The 14,768-nt window shown below is 52.6% G+C and carries 15 protein-coding genes and 1 pseudogene; 4 read left to right on the top strand and 12 right to left on the bottom strand.

Features of this window, described 5'->3' with window-relative positions; all coding sequences use genetic code 11:
- The first annotated feature begins 85 nt into the window (after positions 1 to 85).
- From mdoG to AWR26_RS15915, 3 genes are all read left to right on the top strand, one after another.
- Positions 86 to 1,621: a glucans biosynthesis protein MdoG gene (gene mdoG / locus AWR26_RS15925; protein WP_139227898.1), complete on the top strand. Its 1,536-nt coding sequence runs from the start codon at positions 86 to 88 to the stop codon at positions 1,619 to 1,621.
- Positions 1,614 to 4,142, top strand: a complete 2,529-nt coding sequence (gene mdoH / locus AWR26_RS15920; RefSeq protein WP_064567278.1) for a glucans biosynthesis glucosyltransferase MdoH — start codon at positions 1,614 to 1,616, stop codon at positions 4,140 to 4,142. Before mdoG ends, mdoH begins: the two co-directional genes overlap by 8 nt.
- A 73-nt stretch (positions 4,143 to 4,215) precedes the next feature.
- Positions 4,216 to 4,443: a YceK/YidQ family lipoprotein gene (locus tag AWR26_RS15915; protein WP_064567275.1), complete on the top strand. Its 228-nt coding sequence runs from the start codon at positions 4,216 to 4,218 to the stop codon at positions 4,441 to 4,443.
- Here AWR26_RS15915 and AWR26_RS15910 read toward each other — a convergent pair whose 3' ends face one another.
- The 3 genes and pseudogenes from AWR26_RS15910 to AWR26_RS15900 all read right to left on the bottom strand — a co-directional run bounded on the left by AWR26_RS15910 (position 4,444) and on the right by AWR26_RS15900 (position 7,309).
- A complete protein-coding gene (locus AWR26_RS15910) occupies positions 4,444 to 4,818 on the bottom strand; it encodes a MysB family protein (protein ID WP_139227899.1) in 375 nt (124 codons plus the stop codon).
- A 169-nt stretch (positions 4,819 to 4,987) separates the two neighbouring features.
- A complete protein-coding gene (gene mdtG / locus AWR26_RS15905; protein ID WP_064567272.1) occupies positions 4,988 to 6,244 on the bottom strand; it encodes a multidrug efflux MFS transporter MdtG in 1,257 nt (418 codons plus the stop codon).
- 145 nt (positions 6,245 to 6,389) lie between these two features.
- Positions 6,390 to 7,309, bottom strand: a pseudogene (locus AWR26_RS15900) (Kdo(2)-lipid IV(A) acyltransferase).
- A 217-nt stretch (positions 7,310 to 7,526) separates the two neighbouring features.
- On the opposite strand from AWR26_RS15900, the gene trhO reads away from it, so the two are divergent.
- A complete protein-coding gene (gene trhO / locus AWR26_RS15895; RefSeq protein ID WP_064567270.1) occupies positions 7,527 to 8,576 on the top strand; it encodes an oxygen-dependent tRNA uridine(34) hydroxylase TrhO in 1,050 nt (349 codons plus the stop codon).
- Positions 8,577 to 8,611: 35 nt separating this feature from the next.
- Here trhO and AWR26_RS15890 read toward each other — a convergent pair whose 3' ends face one another.
- From AWR26_RS15890 to grxB, 9 genes are all read right to left on the bottom strand, one after another.
- A complete protein-coding gene (locus AWR26_RS15890) occupies positions 8,612 to 9,187 on the bottom strand; it encodes a YceI family protein (protein ID WP_064567268.1) in 576 nt (191 codons plus the stop codon).
- Between the two features lies 1 nt (position 9,188).
- A complete protein-coding gene (locus AWR26_RS15885) occupies positions 9,189 to 9,755 on the bottom strand; it encodes a cytochrome b (protein WP_064567266.1) in 567 nt (188 codons plus the stop codon).
- 260 nt (positions 9,756 to 10,015) lie between these two features.
- Entirely contained in the window at positions 10,016 to 10,129 is a 114-nt protein-coding gene (locus tag AWR26_RS15880) for a YceO family protein (protein ID WP_064567264.1), read from the bottom strand.
- Positions 10,130 to 10,178: 49 nt separating this feature from the next.
- The gene (gene solA, locus AWR26_RS15875) at positions 10,179 to 11,297 is read right to left on the bottom strand and encodes an N-methyl-L-tryptophan oxidase (protein ID WP_064567260.1); all 1,119 of its coding nucleotides are present in this window, start codon (positions 11,295 to 11,297) and stop codon (positions 10,179 to 10,181) included.
- Between the two features lie 118 nt (positions 11,298 to 11,415).
- Positions 11,416 to 11,670: a biofilm formation regulator BssS gene (bssS, locus tag AWR26_RS15870; protein WP_017456389.1), complete on the bottom strand. Its 255-nt coding sequence runs from the start codon at positions 11,668 to 11,670 to the stop codon at positions 11,416 to 11,418.
- Positions 11,671 to 11,945: 275 nt separating this feature from the next.
- Positions 11,946 to 12,191 carry a DNA damage-inducible protein I gene (gene dinI / locus AWR26_RS15865; protein WP_007374461.1) on the bottom strand — a complete coding sequence of 82 codons (246 nt, stop codon included), beginning with the start codon at positions 12,189 to 12,191 and terminating at the stop codon, positions 11,946 to 11,948.
- 74 nt (positions 12,192 to 12,265) lie between these two features.
- Entirely contained in the window at positions 12,266 to 13,309 is a 1,044-nt protein-coding gene (gene pyrC / locus AWR26_RS15860; protein WP_064567258.1) for a dihydroorotase, read from the bottom strand.
- A gap of 116 nt (positions 13,310 to 13,425) precedes the next feature.
- A complete protein-coding gene (locus AWR26_RS15855) occupies positions 13,426 to 13,986 on the bottom strand; it encodes a lipoprotein (RefSeq protein ID WP_007374463.1) in 561 nt (186 codons plus the stop codon).
- Between the two features lie 121 nt (positions 13,987 to 14,107).
- The gene (gene grxB / locus AWR26_RS15850; RefSeq protein ID WP_064567256.1) at positions 14,108 to 14,755 is read right to left on the bottom strand and encodes a glutaredoxin 2; all 648 of its coding nucleotides are present in this window, start codon (positions 14,753 to 14,755) and stop codon (positions 14,108 to 14,110) included.
- Positions 14,756 to 14,768 lie beyond the last annotated feature (13 nt).

The following is a 14,768-nucleotide window of genomic DNA, read 5'->3' as shown; positions in this document are numbered from 1 at the left end:
TGGCTGAGTTTCCATTAAAATGGATCGGATCGATTTAAGCACACAAAGGGGGAAGTGCTTAGTTATTATGAAACCTAAATTACAAATGATGAAAATGCGTTGGGTAGGTGCTGCGGTTCTGTTGTCACTTTATACGTCATCAGGCTGGGCTTTTTCTATTGACGATGTCGCAAAACAGGCACAATCCCTGGCTGGCAAAGGCTATGAAGCACCCAAGAGCAATCTGCCCTCTGTGTTCCGTGACATGAAATACGCGGACTATCAACAGATTCAGTTCAACCACGACAAAGCCTACTGGAACGCGACCAACACCCCGTTTAAGCTTGAGTTTTATCATCAGGGTATGTATTTCGATACGCCGGTGACCATCAACGAAGTGACCGCCACCGCCGTTCGCCAAATTAAATACAGCCCGGACTACTTTAATTTCGGTAACGTTCAGCACGATAAAGACACGGTAAAAGATCTTGGTTTTGCTGGTTTCAAAGTTCTTTACCCCATCAATAATAAAGATAAAAACGATGAAATCGTCAGCATGCTGGGCGCAAGTTACTTCCGCGTGATTGGCGCAGGTCAGGTTTATGGGATCTCCGCGCGCGGTCTGGCAATTGATACTGCGCTCCCCTCCGGCGAAGAGTTCCCGCGTTTTCGCGAATTCTGGATCGAGCGCCCTAAGCCTGCCGATAAACGCCTGACGATTTACGCATTGCTGGATTCACCGCGCGCCACGGGTGCCTATCGCTTCGTTATTATCCCTGGCCGCGATACCGTGGTGGATGTGCAGTCCAAAGTTTACCTGCGCGATAAAGTGGGCAAACTGGGCGTTGCGCCGCTGACCAGTATGTTCCTGTTCGGTCCGTCGCAGCCCTCTCCGGCGACCAACTACCGCCCGGAACTGCATGATTCTAATGGCCTGTCGATACTTGCTGGCAACGGCGAGTGGATTTGGCGCCCGTTAAACAACCCGAAACACCTGGCTGTCAGCAGCTATGCGATGGAAAACCCGCAGGGCTTTGGCTTGTTGCAGCGTGGCCGTCAGTTCTCCCGTTTTGAAGACATCGATGACCGCTACGATCTGCGTCCGAGCGCATGGGTCACGCCGAAAGGCGAGTGGGGCAAAGGGAAGGTTGAGCTGGTTGAAATTCCGACCAATGACGAGACCAACGACAACATCGTGGCCTACTGGACGCCGGATCAACTGCCGGAACCAGGCAAGGAGATGAACTTTAAATACACCATCACCTTTAGCCGCGACGAAGACAAACTGCATGCACCAGACAACGCCTGGGTACTGCAAACTCGCCGTTCGACCGGTGATGTAAAACAGTCGAACCTGATTCGTCAGCCTGACGGAACGATCGCCTTTGTCGTCGATTTTACCGGCCAGGATATGAAAAAACTGCCGCAGGACACCCCTGTCACCGCACAAGCCAGCATTGGCGATAACGGCGAAATCGTTGAAAACACGGTTCGCTATAATCCAGTGACGCAAGGTTGGCGTTTGATGTTGCGTGTGAAAGTTAAAGATCCGAAGAAAACGACGGATATGCGCGCGGCCCTGGTAAATGCCGACCAGACCCTGAGTGAAACCTGGAGCTATCAGCTACCTGCCAATGAATAAGACAACTGAGTATATCGACGCGCTGCCGCTCACGGATGCGGAGAAGGCAGTGCTGCCGACAGAGAGTATTCTTAGCGTGCATCAGGCGCTGGATGCTGAACATACAGACTGGAAACGTGAAGACGATACGCCGTTGGGTTCTGTGACGGCACGCTTGCAGCATAGCTGGCCGGATTCACTGGGCAAAGAGCAGCTTATTAAGGATGACGAAGGGCGTGCGCAACTTCAGGCGATGCCGAAAGCGAAGCGTTCTTCCATGTTTCCCGATCCGTGGCGTACCAACCCTATCGGACGTTTCTGGGATCGACTCCGTGGGCGGGAAGTGGCACCGCGTTATCTTTCTCGTCTGACGAAAGAAGAGCTGGCGCACGAACAGAAATGGCGTACTGTCGGCTCAATCCGCCGTTATATCTTACTGTTGCTGACGCTGGCGCAGACGGTGGTGGCGACCTGGTATATGAAAACCATCCTGCCTTATCAGGGCTGGGCGCTGATCAACCCGACCGATATGGCGGGCCAGAATCTGTGGGTTTCCTTTATGCAGTTGCTGCCGTACGTGCTGCAAACCGGCATCCTGATCCTGTTCGCCGTCTTGTTCTGCTGGGTATCCGCCGGTTTCTGGACGGCGCTGATGGGCTTCCTGCAACTGCTTATCGGCCGCGACAAGTACAGCATTTCGCACTCAACGGTGGGTGATGAGCCGCTTAATCCGGAACATCGTACCGCGTTGATTATGCCTATCTGTAACGAAGACGTGGATCGTGTTTTTGCGGGGCTGCGTGCAACCTGGGAATCGGTTAAAGCCACCGGGCAGCAACAGCACTTCGACGTCTATATCCTCAGCGACAGCTATAACCCGGATATCTGCGTTGCTGAGCAGAAAGCGTGGATGGAGCTGATCGCGGAAGTGCAGGGCGAAGGGCAGATTTTCTATCGCCGTCGTCGTCGCCGTGTGAAACGTAAAAGCGGCAACATTGATGACTTCTGCCGTCGCTGGGGCAGCCAGTACAGCTACATGGTGGTGCTGGACGCAGACTCCGTGATGAGCGGTGAATGTCTGACCGGTCTGGTGCGTCTGATGGAAGCCAACCCGAATGCCGGGATCATTCAGTCGTCGCCGAAAGCGTCCGGTATGGATACGCTGTATGCGCGCTGCCAGCAGTTTGCCACTCGCGTTTACGGGCCGTTGTTTACTGCGGGGCTGCATTTCTGGCAGTTGGGGGAATCCCACTACTGGGGGCATAACGCGATTATCCGCGTGAAGCCGTTTATCGAGCACTGCGCGCTGGCACCGCTGCCGGGTGAAGGTTCTTTTGCAGGTTCCATTTTGTCGCACGACTTCGTGGAAGCGGCGCTGATGCGTCGTGCGGGTTGGGGCGTCTGGATCGCATATGACCTGCCGGGCTCGTATGAAGAGCTGCCGCCGAACCTGCTCGATGAGCTGAAACGCGACCGTCGCTGGTGCCATGGCAACCTGATGAACTTCCGTCTGTTCCTGGTGAAAGGTATGCACCCGGTACACCGCGCGGTGTTCCTGACCGGCGTAATGTCCTACCTTTCCGCACCGTTGTGGTTTATGTTCCTTGCGCTCTCCACGGCGTTGCAGGTGGTACATGCCCTGACGGAGCCGCAATACTTCCTGCAACCGCGCCAGTTGTTCCCGGTATGGCCGCAGTGGCGTCCGGAGTTGGCTATTGCGCTGTTTGCCTCAACGATGGTGCTGCTGTTCCTGCCGAAGCTGCTCAGTATCATTCTGGTATGGTGCAAAGGGCCGAAAGCGTATGGCGGCTTCTTCCGCGTAACGCTCTCGTTGCTGCTGGAAGTGCTGTTCTCGGTTCTGCTGGCGCCGGTGCGCATGCTGTTCCACACTGTATTTGTTGTCAGCGCCTTCCTCGGCTGGGAAGTGGTATGGAATTCGCCGCAGCGTGACGATGACTCTACACCGTGGGGCGAAGCCTTTATGCGTCACGGCTCGCAGTTGCTATTGGGGCTGGTGTGGGCAGTGGGAATGGCGTGGCTGGATCTGCGTTTCCTGTTCTGGCTGGCGCCGATTGTGTTCTCGCTGATCCTGTCGCCATTTGTATCAGTGATCTCCAGCCGTTCTACGGTAGGTCTGCGTACGAAACGCTGGAAGCTGTTCCTCATTCCGGAAGAGTATTCGCCGCCGCAGGTGCTGGTGGATACCGATAACTATCTGGAACTGAACCGCTCGCGTACGCTGGAGGATGGCTTTATGCACGCGGTGTTTAATCCTTCTTTCAATGCGCTGGCAACAGCAATGGCAACTGCGCGTCACCGTTCCAGCCGCGTGCTGGAAATCGCCCGCGACCGTCACGTTGAGCAGGCGCTGAACGAAACGCCAGAGAAGCTGAACCGCGATCGTCGCCTGGTGCTGCTAAGCGATCCCGTGACGCTTTCGCGGCTGCACTATCGCGTATGGTCCGCACCGGAGAGATATCTCTCCTGGGTAAACCATTACGAAGAGCTGAAGCTAAACCCGCTGGCGTTGAAGGCGAAGTAAGCCGACATTAAGGAAAATACCGGCCACTGCGCCGGTATTTTTTTACTCTGCAAACAGCAAGATGAGGTCAGGTGTGAGAGTTATTGTGGTTGTCGTAATGGCCTGTTTATTAAGCGGCTGCGGCAGCATTATCAGTCGGACTATCCCGGGGCAGGGCCACGGAAATCAGTACTATCCCGGCGTGCAATGGGATGTTCGTGATTCGGCGTGGCGCTATATTACCGTGCTCGATCTGCCTTTTTCACTGGTGTTCGACACGTTACTGTTGCCACTGGATGCACACCACGGCCCCTATGAGTGATCAGCGCTCGTCCCATTCGTCTGCCGCAGTCTGACCCTCTTCGGTATCGAGCGGTGGTTCAAGTTGGAATTCTCCCTCGTCCCATTCATGCAGCGTGTTCTCTTCCTGCCACTCCTGGCTTATTTCGATCTCGTCGAAATCACCGTCAAAGACGCTTTGCGCGGCTTCGCCACTGAGCATCGGCAGACACTCTCCAGGCTCATCCTCATCGGCAAAGAACTCAGCCTGCCAGGCGATATCGCCATCCTGAAGAACATACTTTTGCACATTAAATTGCTGCACGCTGATCTCGTCTTCATCAATATCTGGATTATTGGCGATAAAAATTTCACGTGCGGCATCAATTGCTTCAGACAGTGTTGAGTAATACTCCAGTTCGGATTCAGCCATGGAAAAGCTCCTCAAGTTGCAGAAAAAGTATCTGCAAAAATCTATAGACGCTGGTTTCGCCAGCGTCAAATGATAGCTGAGGTAATCAGATATTTAACAGAAATTGATCATTATGAAAAAGCGACAGAGCAGGAGGAACCCACTCTGTAACCGCTCACTCTTTACCGCTGACTACGGATGCGGTGGGAGTAGGTGTTTCAGAGTGAGAACGTGCAGGGCGCTGTAAGCTGAACCAGGAATAGATGGCATTAAAAAGCACCACGCCTGCGGTTACACAAAAGACCGCGCGGAACCCGTAGCTTGCGGAGACCGCGGCACCGATAAGCGGTCCGGTCACGTTGCCGATATCACGGAATGACTGGTTATAACTGAAAATACGCCCGGCAATTTGGTTGGTCGAGTTATACACCAACAGCGTCTGCACTGCCGGGAGTAACGCGCCATCGGCGGCGCCAAGCAGGAAACGCAGGATCGCCAGTTGCCAGGGAGTTTGTACAAACGACATGGGCACCAGCAGCAGCACGGATATCACCAGCGCGGCCACCAGGATCTTCTCCGGGCCGATGCGATCGCCCAGTTTCCCCAGGCGAGGAGCGCTCAACAGCGCCGCGACGCCAGGCACCGAGGCAATCATGCCGCTGATAAACGCGATATTGCTGACGTTACCCGTCAGTTCGCGCACGTACAGCGTCAGAATCGGCGCAATGGAGCCGGTTGCCACCTGAATAATCATGGTGGTGATAAACAGGCTCAGCACCAGTTTTGGATTTTTCAGCGAGGCAAAAACCTCTTTAAAGTGCAGCATTTCGCGTTTTGCCACCGGAACAAAATTCTCCCGAATGCAGAACAGTGTCAGCAGGAAGCAGAGGAACAGTACTGACGCGGTGATAAAGAAGACCATCCTCAAGCCCCAGTTATCGGCGAGCAGACCGCCTGCCAGCGGCCCAAGCAGCGCGCCGCCGACGCCGCCAGTGGAAAGGGTGCCGAGCGCCCAGCCGCTTTTATTTCGCGGTATTTGTGTCGCAATCAAAGCATTCGCGTTCGGGATAAATCCACCCAATAAGCCCAAAAGTGCGCGCAAGATTAAAAACTGCCAGACATTTTGCGCCATGCCCATCAGCGCCATAACAATCGCCATGCCCAGCGCCGAACGCAGCAACATAATTTTGCGGCCTTTACGGTCGGCAAGCCCGCCCCAGAATGGCGAAGCGATAGCAGAAAAAAGGAAGGTAATACTGAACACCAGCCCGGACCACATATTCAGCGCACCCGGATCGGTCACGCCGAGTTGCTCAACATACAGCGGCAGAAAGGGCATGACCAGGCTGAAGGCTGCGCCAGTAAGAAAACAACCAAACCAGGCAACGGTAAGATTACGTTGCCAGTTTATTGGGGCATCAGAAGATGACATAACCATCCGTACAGCGTTGTTGCAACGCGCGCATAAGGGAAATTGATAAGCATGCTAATTATGCGCTCAGGTGATGGTCGCTGCAATGCGCAGGGCGATTTTTGTATGATGAAAAAAAGCCCGCAAATGCGGGCTATTCAGATGTTCAGTAGCGAGAAGGGACGCCTTCCGGCGTGTTTTAAAGCGGCGATGTAGCCACATATACTGCTCGGGAGCCATCATGATGCAACGTTCCACGACTTTGTTCATCCAGGCGGCTGTTGTTTCTGCATCGTCAAGTGGCGGAGAGTACTCCGGCTCCAGCATGATCAGCTCATAGCCTTTAGCATCCGGCTTACGGCGCGGAACAAACGGTACGATAGCGGCCTGAGACATCCGCGCCAGCATCCAGGTGCCGGAAGTGGACGCCGCCTGCTCAACGGCAAAGAAAGGGGCGAAAACGCTGGCCCGCGGGCCGTAATCGTGGTCCGGCGCGTACCAGACAACCTCGCCGGCTTTCAGCGCGCGGATCATTCCTTTAAGATCTTTTCGGTCGATCATACTTTTGTTGGAACGCATGCGTCCCCAGGTCTGCACCAGATCGATAACCGGATTGTCGTTCGGTCTGTAGACACCAATTCCCGGCTCATTCATACCGAACATACGGGCGCCCATTTCCAGGGTGAGAAAATGCACGCCAATCAGCAAAATACCGCGCCCTTGCGCCTGCACATCGCGAACATATTCAAAACCGGAGACATCCATCCAGCGCGCTATTCGGCGATCGGACCAGAACCAGGCCATGCCGGTCTCCAGCAGGCCCATACCGACAGACGCAAAATTTTGGCTAACCATGCGCTGACGTTCTTCCGCACCCATCTGCGGGAAACAGAGTTCAAGATTGCGCTCGGCGATTTTTACGCGCCGTTTCATCACCCGTTTAGCCAGATGGCCAATGCCATACCCCAGACGATAAATGACCGGATAGGGGAGTTGAACGACCAGCCACAGCACACCAATTCCAAACCAGGTGGGCCAAAAACGAGGATGTAAAAGTGAGGCTGAAAACTTAGGTAAAAGCGTCATGACTGTCCTGTGTTAAGCAACAATTCCCTGTATTCTCGCACTTTTTCGGAATTTGCCAAAATCCGGGCGCACGGAATGGCGGTTTTTCCGGTGATTGTTATACCGCAATGAGCAGATTGAGAAGAAATGTAGCGTAAAATGTGTGGATGTAAATTATCAGTATTTGCTTTATGATGCCGCCGTTTTTTCACTCTCTACTTTGCAGGAAACGTACACCATGCCAGTGTTACACAACCGCATCGCCAACGATGAATTAAAAGCGCGCATGCTTGCTGAAACCGAGCCGCGTATAACGGTCTCGTTTTATAAATATTTTTCTATTATAGACCCGCAGGCAACGCGCGATGCCCTTTACCAGGCGTTTACCGCGCTGAAGGTATTTGGTCGCATTTATCTTGCTCATGAAGGGATTAATGCGCAGATCAGCGTACCGCAAAGCCTGTTCCCGGCTTTTCGCGAGACGCTTTATGCCTTCGATCCGGCACTGGATGGTCTGCGTCTGAACATCGCCATTGACGATGACGGCAAATCCTTCTGGGTGCTACGCATGAAAGTGCGCGATCGCATTGTTGCGGACGGCATTGAAGATGAGAGTTTTAACGCCAGCGATGTCGGCGATTATCTGAAAGCGGCGGAAGTGAACGCTATGCTCGACGATCCGGAAGCGATTTTTATCGATATGCGCAACCACTATGAATATGAAGTGGGGCATTTTGACGGCGCGCTGGAGATCCCCGCTGATACTTTCCGCGAGCAGTTACCTAAAGCCGTTGAGATGATGCAGGCGCATAAAGACAAGAAAATTGTCATGTACTGCACTGGCGGTATTCGCTGTGAAAAGGCGAGTGCCTGGATGAAGCACAACGGTTTTAAGAAAGTGTGGCATATCGAAGGCGGCATCATTGAGTATGCGCGTCGCGCCCGTGAACAGGGTCTGCCTGTTCGCTTTGTCGGAAAGAATTTCGTTTTCGATGAGCGAATGGGGGAACGCATTTCCGACGACGTGATTGCCCATTGCCACCAGTGCGGTGCGCCGTGCGACTCACATACCAACTGCCGCAACGATGGTTGTCATTTGCTGTTTATTCAATGCCCGACTTGTGCGGAGAAATATGAAGGCTGTTGCAGTGAATTGTGTCAGGAAGAGAGCAAGTTGCCGGAAGAGGAGCAGCGTAAACGCCGCGCCGGACGCGAGAACGGCAATAAAATCTTCAACAAATCGCGCGGACGTCTGAACACGAAACTGGGAATTCCGGATCCGGAATAACGCAAACAGGAGAGGGCAAGCCCTCTCCTGCTCATTTACTTCTGCTGTACGCCTTCGACGGAAATAATCAGCTCCACATCCTGCGATGCTGGCCCAAGATCGGTCGTAATATTGAAATCTTTCAGCGCAATTTTGCCAGAAGCTTCAAACCCTGCGCGCACGCCGCCCCACGGATCTTTACCCTCACCGATGAGTTTTGCCGCCAGCACCACCGGCTTCGTCACGCCATTCAGCGTCAGATTACCGGTGATATTCAGTCCATCAGCCGTTTTCTTCACTTCGGTAGAGCTGAACGTTGCCTGCGGGAATTTCGCCACATTCAGAAATTCCGCACTGCGCAGATGCTTATCACGCTCAGCATGATTGGTGTCCAGGCTGTTAGTGTTGATCGTCACATTCACTTTATCGGCGGCCGGGTTGGCTTCGTCGAAGGTAAATGTACCGTCGAAATCTTTAAACGTGCCGTATAACCAACTGTATCCAAGGTGCTGGATACGGAAGTTGACGAAAGCGTGTTGCCCCTCTTTATCGATTTTATAATCTGCGGCTACGGCAGTGCCGGTAGCAAAGAGTAGCGAGGCGAGAGCGAGTCCCGGCAGGATTTTCTTCATATTATGCTCCAGAGTCAGGCGACGATTTTCCCAGCATGCGCTTGAGAGTGACGTCTTTATCGATGAAATGGTGCTTTAAGGCGGCCAGACCGTGCACTACCGAGAGCACGACCACGCTCCATGCCAGCCATAAGTGAACAGTACCTGCGAGATCCGCCTGCGAACCGGCGTCGGTAAGCGTCGCAGGCACGTTAAACAGGCCAAATACGTTGATCGGTTTGCCATCCGCGGTGGAGATTAAATAGCCGCTGATGAGAATGCCAGACAGCAACACATAGAGTGCAATATGCGCCAGTACGGCACTTGCTCGCGTCAGGCGTGAATAACTGGAAAGCGAGGAAGGGGGCGGTGAAATATGCCGCCAGACAATGCGCACCACCAGCCCTAACATCAACAGAATGCCGATGCTTTTATGCAGTTCCGGTGCCTGATGGTACCAGCCATCATAATAACTGAGCGTGACCATCCATAATCCCAGCGCAAACATGCCATAAACGGCTATTGCCATCAGCCAGTGAAGAGCAACGGAAATAGCGCCGTAGCGGGTGGGTGAGTTGCGAAATTGCATAATTGTGAATTTGGTTAACGAACGGTTAATTTAAAATGGCGGGAGCGGATACATAATGCAACTGAAAATTAATCAATTAAATAATTAATTTTCCTATATCACATTTTTTGAATGATTATTGCTTGTGATGTTCAGATGATTAGAGGGTGACAGGTAACGTTGGCTGTTAATAGCAGGATGTGAAAGGTTTTTGTTGTTCAGGAAAATTGTTTTAATAATTGTTTTTTTAAATAAATGTCAGCTTTTGTCAATATTTATGGTCAAGGCCATACAATATAAATAAGGTCGATTAGCGCAACGAGTAGCCACAGCGCAATATATAACATCAAATGCTCACGCACGTTATTAATAAGGAAGTCGAATAAACGACGCATGATCTCTCCGCAAAAAATAAAGGCGGCCACAAATAAGGCCGCCGACGGATTATCGGGTAAAGCGTGACAGGGAAAAAGGCGTTAAATCAAAATCACTGCATTTACCCTGCGCAAATTCACAGGCGATTTCGCCGAGCACCGGCGCGAATTTAAATCCATGGCCGCTCAGTCCAGTGATAATCAGCGTGTCCGGATGTTCCGGTAAAGTATCAATAATAAAATCTTCGTCCGGCGAGTTATCGTAGGTACATGAAGCGCCGTAAAGACAACCGCCAATGCCCGGCAGGAACTGGCGCAGAAAACCGAAGCACTCCGAACCGTCTCCTGCTTCATGGCCAAAAGGTGTACGCTGTTGTGCCTCGTCGATGAGCTGACCGCCGTTATGACGACCGATCTTCAGTGCGTTGTCTTCGGCAGGGAAACCGTAATACTGATCGCCATTCGGCATTTCACCGGTGAAGGCGGGAAAGTGATTTTTGCTGCTGTAGCGACCATCCGCCTGGAACCAGGCGAAAACCTTGCGTACGGGTTGTACTGGAAGCGTTGGAATTAACTGACGTACCCAGGTGCCGGCGCTAACCAACACTTTCTTGCCGACGAACTCGCCTTCCGCTGTTTCGATGGTAGCGCCTTCAGGGCCATGACGCAGCGCGGTAACCGGGCAGTTAAACAGTTGCGCGCAACCGGCTTGCCGGGCGAGATGGATCCAGGTTTTTACCGCCAGTTCGCTTTTCAGCACGCCGGAATCGGCTTCGAACAGGCCGATATAGTCTTCCGGCACGGTGATTTCGGGCCAGCGGGCCATCAGTGAAGGCGCATCCAGTTTTTCTACCGCCAGATCCCACTGCTTAGCACTGTGGGCGACATTGGCGAGAAATGCGGAATCAGCCGGGCCGAGGTTGATCACGCCGGTCCGTTCGAACACCGCCTCACCGCTTTCGCTGGCTAACTGATCCCACAGCTGTTGGGCGCGCAGCACCAGCGGAACATATTTTTCACCTTCACCATACGCATGGCGAATCAGGCGCGTATCGCCATGATGGCTGCCTTGCTGGTGCGGCGGGAGATGAGCATCGGTCATCAGGACATTTAGCCCGGCGCGAGAAGCGTAATAGCCGGCCGCTGCGCCGACAGATCCGCTGCCGATAATAATCAGGTCATATTTCATGGTGTTCTCCAGGAAAAAGCGTGTTCAGGAGGGTAATTAACCTGGCGGCGTTATACAAGGGCAGAAATAATTAAGGCACCCTGAAGGGTGCCTGTTGGGATGAAGGTCAGCATTAAGACTAATGCCTGCGGTACTCATCTTCCTGGTAATCGCCTGATTCAATCTTGGCAATACCCGCCTCGAGAATCGATATAAACTGGCGGGCGACATCTGTCGTTAACCATAACGTCTGACCGACTTCAGTCTCTTCCTGAGCGGCTCTGTTTGGGGTCTGGTAGTGTAACCGGAGCATCAGGGCATCGTAACTATCCACGGTACTGATGTCCCATCCGACCAGTGGATGGGTCTGGATGACTTCATTATTCTTTACCATCATAACCCCCATATTAGCGTGTTTATTTAGACAACGACTTTCGAGGTTCAATGCGTGTTTTATTTGAAGCCTCTTTAGTATATCAACAGATGGGGGTGATGATCGAATAAATAAACACTCTGCAACATGTTTTTTAGGCTGTTTGATTTTTTTGAATAAGAAAACGAAACCTTAAGCACATATTTTTACTAAAGAACTACAGAATTAATGAATGGCGTAAAAAACAGACAAAAAAGCCGGGGCGACCCGGCAATAAGAACAAACTTAAAGAGAAATTAGTCGTTGATAAACCAGTCGTCGGCGCTTTCCCAGGTTTCCTGCAAAATTTCGCTTATGCGATCTTTATCTTCTTTTGCGCCACCAAGCACCGACAGGTTATTAGCCGCAGCGTAGCGAACGGTGATTTTGTTATCGTGTTCGGGATAGTAATTATTGAGCCGACGGGATAATTCGCCCGCCAGCGCATCGATAGCACCTGGCGGTAAGGGTGTGGTTTTGGCGATAGTCACTTCAATGCGCATAATAGCCCCCTGTGTGTTTACTGTATATATATACAGTTAATAAAGTATCTTTACAACAGGGGGCAATAAAAATTTTACTGCTTAACGCGCCAGCGAACGGTTTCTCCTGCGAGGAACGGCACCAGCGTATCGTCCGTCAGGGCAATGCTCTCTGGCACGACGCTTTCGATACGTTCCAGCTCAATAAAGCTCTCATTGAACGGCAGCCCGTAAAAACGCGGTCCATTCAGCGAGCAGAACGCTTCAAAATGCTGCAAGGCGTTCATCTCTTCAAACACGGTAGCGTAGCTGCCGAGCGCAGTCGGCGCGTTGAAGCAACCGGCGCAACCACAGCTTGCCTCTTTCCGGTGCCGCGCGTGCGGTGCGGAATCGGTACCGAGAAAAGCGCGTTCAAATCCACTGGCGACCAACTCTCGCAGCGCCTGCTGGTGGATATTGCGCTTAAGGATAGGCAAACAGTAGAGATGCGGACGCACACCGCCAACCAGCATATGGTTACGGTTAAACATCAAATGCTGTGGCGTAATGGTCGCTGCCAGGCGCTCATTGCCCTCGCGCACATAATCAGCCGCGTCTTTGGTGGTGATATGCTCAAACACGACTTTCAAACCCGGCAGGCGCTGGCGCAGCGGCTCCATCACCGTTTCAATAAAACGCGCTTCGCGATCGAAGATATCGATCTCCGCGTGGGTCACTTCGCCATGCACCAGCAGCGGCATGCCCAGTTTCTCCATGCGCTCCAGCACCGGCATAATGGCATCAATGCTGGTGACGCCGTGGCTGGAGTTGGTGGTGGCATTCGCGGGATAAAGTTTTGCCGCCGTAAAGACGTTTTCGTTAAACCCACGTTCCACTTCATCCGCACTCAGACTGTCGGTCAGATAGCAGGTCATTAGCGGGGTGAAATCATGTCCGGCAGGCACAGCATCAAGAATGCGCTGGCGGTACGCGCGCGCAGCATCAACGGTTGTCACAGGGGGAGCGAGATTAGGCATGACAATGGCGCGGGCGTAGGTTTCACTGGTCCACGGCACCACGGTTTTTAACATATCGCCATCACGCAGGTGGACGTGCCAGTCGTCAGGACGGCGGATTTTCAAAACCTGGGATTGTGTCATTGGAGTGCTCCGGCTGGTGAGAATCAGGTGTTTTTTGCCGGGCACTAAGGATAAGCGGAAACGTTTTCGTTTGCATCTTTTTCCTGAAAAAAAGGGCGCTCGCGGCGCCCTGTGGCTCAGTCGGTGAGGGGGATAATAATTTCGCCTGGTTTCACCTCAATGCCTTTGGCGTATTTCTTCGCCAGCGCTTCGCCTTTGCTGCTGTCCTCTTTTAGCACATAAGCCGGACGCTGATTAAAGTAGTTGCGCAGCGACTGGTTCAGGTAGGGCATCAACGTTTGCAGCACTGTCTGCATTTTTTCTGGCTGCACGTCGGCTTTCACTACTTCCATTTCTTGCAAATAAATGGCGCCTTTCTCTTTATCGAAGACTGGTAGCGCCTTCAGTTTCAGCTTGATGACCGCTTTCTGGTTACCGAAAAGGGAGGTCATATCCAGGTTGGCATCACCGGTCAGCGTGACTTTGTTCGGCTCTTCGCGACCAATTTCCGACGCCAGGTTGTTCAGCACAATGTGCGCGTCGGCCACGCCTGGCAGGCCAATGTCTTTCGCAAAATCATTGCGTTTTTGCAGCGCCTGGTTAATTTCCTGTTCGCTGATGGAATATTGGGTCAGTTGGTTACAGCCCACCAGCACGCCGCTCAGCAGTAAGGCAGCGGCAAAAAAGATCTTCTTCATAATTCCTCAACGTGATTCCGAAGGCGTCAAAGCCGGTGCGTAGGATGCGTCAGACGAGGTACAAAGGCTAGCGGAAAAAGCTGAAAGGCTGGCGGAAACATACGCTTCCGCCGTGAGTCCACTAAATAGCCATCGATGAAAGCAGGTTAACCTGGGTCTGCTTGGCCATATTATCGCGGTAATCCGCTACCCGGCTCGGCCAGTTAATTCCGGCAACAAGAGTCAGGTTACGCAGCAGCGGGAAAAGATGAATATCGTCCTCTGAGAGCTCGCCGTTGACCGCATTCGGTTTGACAATGAGCTTGTCCAGCGTCCGCAGGTCGTCGCTGATATTTTTCACCAGCCCGGCAGAGTGGGCGAGATGTTCGTCGAAATTGCCGATCGCCGCCTCTTTCTTCGCGATAAACCAGGCGCGCGCCTGCGGTGTGGAAAACTCGTCGAAGGCGGATTTCGCAAAGCGGGGTATCAGCAATTTGTTCACATAGCCATTAACCTTGCGCAGCCACTCTTCCAGTTTCGGGTTCCGTTTACCGGTGAGCAGCGGTTTGCCGTCAAGTTTATCGACATAGTGCACAATATCCATACTCTCCGGCAGATAACGGCTGTCGTCTTTTTGCAGGATTGGCGCCATTTTCTGACCAATCATTTTGGTTGGCGTGGCCTCGTCGTCACTGAGCAGGATATTGAGTTCTACGGGAAGATTTTTAAGGCCGAAAATCATGCGGGCTTTAACGCAGAAAGGGCAGTGGTCGTAAATGTAGAGTTTCACGTTTCTCCTCCAT

Source organism: Kosakonia oryzae (assembly GCF_001658025.2).
Classification (GTDB): domain Bacteria; phylum Pseudomonadota; class Gammaproteobacteria; order Enterobacterales; family Enterobacteriaceae; genus Kosakonia; species Kosakonia oryzae.
Note: the sequence above shows the minus strand (reverse complement) of the source record. Positions and strands in the feature narration are given on the sequence as shown.

What these genes read in the sequence shown, in the direction of transcription:
- mdoG (WP_139227898.1), top strand. Translation starts at nt 86, where the DNA reads ATGATGAAAATGCGTTGGGTAGGTGCTGCGGTTCTGTTGTCACTTTAT.
- mdoH (WP_064567278.1), top strand. Translation starts at nt 1,614, where the DNA reads ATGAATAAGACAACTGAGTATATCGACGCGCTGCCGCTCACGGATGCG.
- mdtG (WP_064567272.1), bottom strand. Translation starts at nt 6,244, where the DNA reads ATGTCATCTTCTGATGCCCCAATAAACTGGCAACGTAATCTTACCGTT.
- trhO (WP_064567270.1), top strand. Translation starts at nt 7,527, where the DNA reads ATGCCAGTGTTACACAACCGCATCGCCAACGATGAATTAAAAGCGCGC.
- AWR26_RS15890 (WP_064567268.1), bottom strand. Translation starts at nt 9,187, where the DNA reads ATGAAGAAAATCCTGCCGGGACTCGCTCTCGCCTCGCTACTCTTTGCT.
- AWR26_RS15885 (WP_064567266.1), bottom strand. Translation starts at nt 9,755, where the DNA reads ATGCAATTTCGCAACTCACCCACCCGCTACGGCGCTATTTCCGTTGCT.
- AWR26_RS15880 (WP_064567264.1), bottom strand. Translation starts at nt 10,129, where the DNA reads ATGCGTCGTTTATTCGACTTCCTTATTAATAACGTGCGTGAGCATTTG.
- solA (WP_064567260.1), bottom strand. Translation starts at nt 11,297, where the DNA reads ATGAAATATGACCTGATTATTATCGGCAGCGGATCTGTCGGCGCAGCG.
- bssS (WP_017456389.1), bottom strand. Translation starts at nt 11,670, where the DNA reads ATGGTAAAGAATAATGAAGTCATCCAGACCCATCCACTGGTCGGATGG.
- dinI (WP_007374461.1), bottom strand. Translation starts at nt 12,191, where the DNA reads ATGCGCATTGAAGTGACTATCGCCAAAACCACACCCTTACCGCCAGGT.
- pyrC (WP_064567258.1), bottom strand. Translation starts at nt 13,309, where the DNA reads ATGACACAATCCCAGGTTTTGAAAATCCGCCGTCCTGACGACTGGCAC.
- AWR26_RS15855 (WP_007374463.1), bottom strand. Translation starts at nt 13,986, where the DNA reads ATGAAGAAGATCTTTTTTGCCGCTGCCTTACTGCTGAGCGGCGTGCTG.